5 protein-coding genes are annotated in these 4262 nt (G+C 58.7%); 1 reads left to right on the forward strand and 4 read right to left on the reverse strand.

Annotated elements, in window-relative coordinates; translation table 11 throughout:
* Positions 1 to 524: NCS2 family permease (locus RTY00_RS19335; RefSeq protein WP_312665588.1), on the reverse strand; the 524-nt coding region annotated here is incomplete at its 3' end.
* Positions 525 to 911: 387 nt separating this feature from the next.
* On the opposite strand from RTY00_RS19335, the gene RTY00_RS19340 reads away from it, so the two are divergent.
* The gene (locus RTY00_RS19340; RefSeq protein WP_312665589.1) at positions 912 to 1658 is read left to right on the forward strand and encodes a response regulator transcription factor; all 747 of its coding nucleotides are present in this window, start codon (positions 912 to 914) and stop codon (positions 1656 to 1658) included.
* Here RTY00_RS19340 and RTY00_RS19345 read toward each other — a convergent pair.
* From RTY00_RS19345 to RTY00_RS19355, 3 genes are read right to left on the reverse strand one after another with little or no spacing between them, the layout of a single operon-like run.
* Complete coding sequence (locus tag RTY00_RS19345) at positions 1595 to 2644, reverse strand: carbohydrate kinase family protein (protein ID WP_312665590.1); 1050 nt, start codon at positions 2642 to 2644, stop codon at positions 1595 to 1597. The genes RTY00_RS19340 and RTY00_RS19345 overlap by 64 nt on opposite strands.
* Positions 2645 to 2648: 4 nt before the next feature.
* A complete protein-coding gene (locus tag RTY00_RS19350; protein ID WP_008105480.1) occupies positions 2649 to 3509 on the reverse strand; it encodes a ketose 1,6-bisphosphate aldolase in 861 nt (286 codons plus the stop codon).
* 11 nt (positions 3510 to 3520) lie between these two features.
* Positions 3521 to 4204 (reverse strand): D-lyxose/D-mannose family sugar isomerase, encoded by a 684-nt coding sequence (locus tag RTY00_RS19355; protein ID WP_061717633.1) that lies wholly within the window; start codon positions 4202 to 4204, stop codon positions 3521 to 3523.
* Between the last annotated feature and the right edge of the window lie 58 nt (positions 4205 to 4262).

Genomic DNA, 4262 nt, shown 5'->3' on the forward strand with positions numbered 1-4262 from the left:
AGCAGCGGGCCTGGTTTGGTCAGGTCGCCCAGGCCAACCAGCGTAGCTGGGTTATCCACCACGATACCCGCGCCTTCCAGCGCGATGATCGCCAGGAACAGGCCGATACCCGCACCAATACCGGCACGCAGCGGCAGCGGAATGCTGTTAATAATCCACTCACGAATTTTGAAAAGCGACATGGCAAAGAAGATCACCGCCGACAAGAACACCGCGCCCAGCGCGACTTGCCACGTGTAACCCATATGCAGAACCACGGTATAGGTAAAGAAGGCGTTGAGGCCCATGCCCGGTGCGAGTGCAATCGGATAGTTAGCGATCAGGCCCATTAACACACAGCCAATCGCCGCAGCCAGACAGGTCGCTACGAAGACCGCGCCTTTATCCATGCCGGTTGCACCGAGAATGCTCGGGTTAACAAACAGGATGTAAGCCATTGCGAGGAAGGTGGTGATACCCGCAATGATTTCTGTGCGAACCGTTGTGTTGTGCGCTTTTAGTTTGAAGAGTTTTTCTAACATCATCATCTCTCATGAGCGGAGTCGGCACGAATGCGCGCGCTCCTTGCCAATGTGGTTTACAGACTTATTGTTGTATTGGACGCAAGGCGTTTAACCTTCCCCTGTCCTCATAGCAATAGCTATGCCATCACCCTACGCAATCGATTACGTTTCCGAATAATGCTTCGCTTAGGATAATTCCGAACCAGAATGAGGCGCGATTATGGTGCATTGCACCAGCGCCGCGCAATCGTTTTCCCTCGTTGCGATTGTTTGGCAAAAAGAGTGCGGCACTGCACGCTTCCACACTCTGCCTCGCGATGGCGCTCACGTTTCTGTTGCCTGAATCAGCAGGTAAAAAACATCGGGTTACACTGCTTTTAACCCTTTCGTAACAAAAGAGGCGCATCTATGAAGCCCGCGATTTTGGTGGTCGATGATGATCGTGCAGTGTGCGAATTGTTGCACGATGTGTTGAATGAACATGTATTTACCGTTTATTGCTGCCATCAGGGGAAAGATGCGCTGGCCCTGTTGGCGCTACACCCGGAAATATCGCTGGTGATGCTGGATATGATGCTGCCAGACACCAACGGCTTGCTGGTGCTGCAACAGATGCAACGGCAGCGTCCCGATCTGCTGGTGATCATGTTGACCGGCATGGGTTCGGAAGCGGATATGGTGGTGGGACTGGAGATGGGCGCGGATGATTACATCGCCAAGCCGTTCAATCCGCGTGTGGTGGTGGCACGGGCGCGCGCTGCACTGCGTCGCTGCGGACGACTGGCACAGCCGGAAGCGTTGCTGGATGAAGGCTGGCAATTTAACGGCTGGCGACTGGATGATGCGCGCTGCCAGCTGTTCAATCCACAACGCGAAAGCGTGCCGCTGACGCAAGGTGAATACACGCTGCTACGCGCGCTGGTGGCGCATGCGCGCAAAGTATTAACCCGCGATCAACTGCTCGAACTGACGCACAGCGAAAGCCTCGAGGTGTTTGATCGCACCATTGATGTGCTGATTATGCGGCTACGACGCAAGATCGAAAGCAACCCGCATCAACCGAGCCTAATCCGCACCATTCGCGGTCTCGGCTATGTTTTTTCCGCCGACGTGATGCGCCCTGCCTCTTCCGCGCGCGAAACGCAAATCGCCTGAGCCATCCAGCGCTGCATCTCGGCTAATGGCCGCGTGCCGTCCAGCGCGTTTGCGGCATGCAGATTGAAACAGGCGCAGGTATGTGCCAACTTCAGCGTTTCTGTTAGCGACCAGCCTTCGTGGCTGGCATAAAGCACACCGGCGCAAAACGCATCGCCCGCGCCAACGCTACCGACGATCTCTTCCGGTGCTAAGCACCATGCCGGTTGCCAGCGCCCTTCGCCGTCCGCTTGCTGGCCCCATGCGCCTTCCGGTGCGTGAATCACCACCCGCTGACGTACACCTTGCTGCATCAGCCAGGTCGCCGCCTCGGCAAACGATGTGGATGCGGCAAGCCCGTGCGGCGTGCGCAAATTTACGCCGGTGAGCGATTGCGCCTCCAGTTCGTTAATCACCAAATAATCGAGCCAGCGCAGCGCAGGCACCACCAGCGGACGATATTCGCCCACGCGCGACACCAAATCGAGTGAGGTGAGATAGCCACGCTGCTGCATCTGCGCCAGCAATCGTGCGCTGCGCGTGCCGTATTCCTCGTCCGGCACATCGAGGCTATCCAGCAGCAGCAAATAACCGAGATGGAAAATGCGATGTGCAGTGGAGACGTCGGCAAAATGCGCCAAATCGAGCTTGCCATTGGCGCCGCGTGCATGGAAGAAGGTGCGCTGGCCGTCCGGCGTAGTCATCACCTGCGTCATCGCCGTGTTGATGCCTGCGGTGCGCTGCACAAACTGGCGGTCGATGTGATGATCGTCCAGCAGTTGCAGGATGTAATCGCCGTCGCTGTCCTCGCCCACCATGCCAACGCCCGCCAGCGGCAAGTTCAGCTGCATGCGCGCCAGGGTAAACAGCACGTTGAGCGCCGCGCCGCCGCTGCACTTCTCGCTGTGCTGAATCTCCGTCAGCCAGCCCTGTTCCGGCCAGTGGCTGATGCGCTGCACGTGATCTACCAGCATGCTGCCGGCACCGATGATTCCGTTACGCACCATGCTGTCAGGCCCTCCCGGCGCTGCCAAATACCTGCATCTGCTGTGCCACTACGTTGGCGATGTCGCGCTCCACCGCCATCAGCAATTCGGCAAAGGAGTCGTAGCGTGCATCGCGCTGGGTAATCTGCGCTTCAATCGCGCCGAGCGCCGCCTGCGACATGCCGGTGTAGAAGTTGATTTTGTTGATGCCGAGGCTAACGGCGCGGCGGAAGTCCGCATCGCTAATTCCGGAGCCGCCATGCAGCACCAGCGGAATGCCAGCCGTCGAGCGAATCGCCGCCAGCCGGTCGAAGTCGAGTTTGGGTTCGCCCTTGTATTTGCCGTGCGCATTGCCAATCGCCACCGCCAGGCAATCAATGCCGGTGGCGTGCACAAAATCAGCGGCCTGCGCCGGATCGGTAAATTTATCGCTGTCGGCCTCGCCAAACAGCGCACCGCCTTCATCGCCGCCCACCGCACCAAGTTCGGCCTCTACCGATACGCCGAGCGCGTGACACATCTTCACCACCTCGCGCGTCTGGCGCACGTTCTCCTCATAGCTGAGCGTCGAGCCATCGAACATGACCGAGGTGAAGCCAAGGCGAATCGCCTGCATCACCGCCTCAAAATGCAGGCCGTGATCGAGATGCAGCACCACCGGAATATCGTGCAGCGCCGCTTCGGTGCGCACGGCAGCGACCAGATGTTCGAGGCTGACGTACTTAAAATGCACTTCGGCGATGCTGATAATAAACGGCGAGCGCTGCCGCTCAGCGGCCTGGTAAAGCGCACGCAGGAAATGGGTGTCGAGGACGTTAAACGCGCCGAGCGCGTAGCCGTTCTGTTGCGCATGGGCCAAACCCTGCGCCAGGGAAATCAGTGCCATATCAGGCTCCTTTAGGCCAGCCAGCGGTGATATTCGTTACACAATAGCCAGCGCGGTTCTTCATCTTCATCAAGCGGATTAAAGCGCGCCAGCGGCGTAAGAAACACGTTGTCATGTTCGTCGTCGTTGGGCATCGAGACTTCGCCCACCAGCACATCGCCGTAGCCCTCTTCACCCCAAAAGCTGTGCCAGATGCCCGGCAGCAAGGTTACGCTTTCGCCCGGCGACAAACGCAGCTGCGAACCGGCGGCGTGGGTTTGCCGAATGCCATCCAGCGTGACGTTGACCGCCGTCTCGGCCAGCTGATTGCCCGCGCGGTTATGCAGCGTGACGATCAGATTGCCGCCGCCGCGATTGATAATGTCTTCCATCTTTTGCGGGTGATAATGCATCGGCGTGACCTGCCCTTCGCGCACATGCATGATCTTTTCGGCGTAAGGTTTGGCCCACGGCTGGCCACCGCGCGAGCCGTTGCGCAGCGTGAACAGGGTTAAACCGGTTTGATTGAAATCGTCAGCGCCAAAGCTGGTGACATCCCAGCCGAGGTGCAGCGCCAGCAGTTCATCGGCGTCATGTTTATCGAGCGCGCGCCACTGGCTGAGGCCGTAATCGGCCCACGGCGGCAGATGCACATCCTGGCGCATAAAGAATTCGCGGGTGCGTTGTAGGATCGCATTCACTTCTGAGCGTTGCATCTTCTCCTCCTTTCCACGCTGGCCCTCACCCCAGCCCTCTCCCGCAAGCAGGAGAGGG

The organism is Pantoea sp. CTOTU49201 (genome assembly GCF_032054795.1).
GTDB classification, from domain to species: Bacteria; Pseudomonadota; Gammaproteobacteria; order Enterobacterales; family Enterobacteriaceae; genus Pantoea; species Pantoea symbiotica.